We start from the raw sequence: 625 nt of genomic DNA on the forward strand, positions 1-625 counted from the left end.
TTCACGAGATAGGGCGTGATGATGATCACGAGTTCGGTCTCATCGTTCTGGAAGTCGCGCGAGCGGAACAGGTTGCCCAGAACCGGCAGGTCCTTGGCCCCGGGCAGCCCCTCGATCGCCTGACGGGTGCGCTGCTGGATCAGACCGGCCAGCACGATGGACCCGCCTGACGGCAGCTCGGTGGTGGATTCCACCCGGCGCACCGACAGCGCCGGGATCGTCAGCCCGCGCACGATCTGGTTGACGCCGTCGGCGTCGCGGATCACCCGATCGCCCGTGGTGAAGGCGCCCTGGTTGGTAAGCTCGCTGACCTCGGTTGAGACCTTCAGCGAAATCCGGCCTTCGCTCAGCACCACCGGGGTGAAGGCGAGACCGACGCCGAAGGGTTTGAATTCGGTCGAGATCCGGTCGTTGTCCTGGGAGATCGGGACCGGAAACTCGCCGCCGACGAGGAAGCGGGCCGCTTCGCCCGAAACAGCGGTCACGTTCGGCTCGGCCAGCGTGCGCAGAACGCCCACCCGCTCCAGCGCATTGATGGCGGCGTCCGCCTGCTGCTTGGACGAGAGCTGGCCAGGCCCGAACGTATAGCGGAAGCCAAGGTCGGGCCGGGCCGGATCGATGAAGT

At 66.6% G+C, this 625-nt stretch carries 1 protein-coding gene; it reads right to left on the reverse strand.

Features of this window, described 5'->3' with window-relative positions:
* On the reverse strand, positions 1–625 hold a 625-nt coding region (locus ACLD7X_RS17865), incomplete at both ends, for a type II and III secretion system protein family protein (RefSeq protein WP_411425034.1).

Origin of the sequence: Aphanothece microscopica RSMan92 (genome assembly GCF_046613545.2) — a bacterium.
In the GTDB taxonomy this organism is placed as follows: Bacteria; Cyanobacteriota; Cyanobacteriia; order PCC-6307; family Cyanobiaceae; genus NIES-981.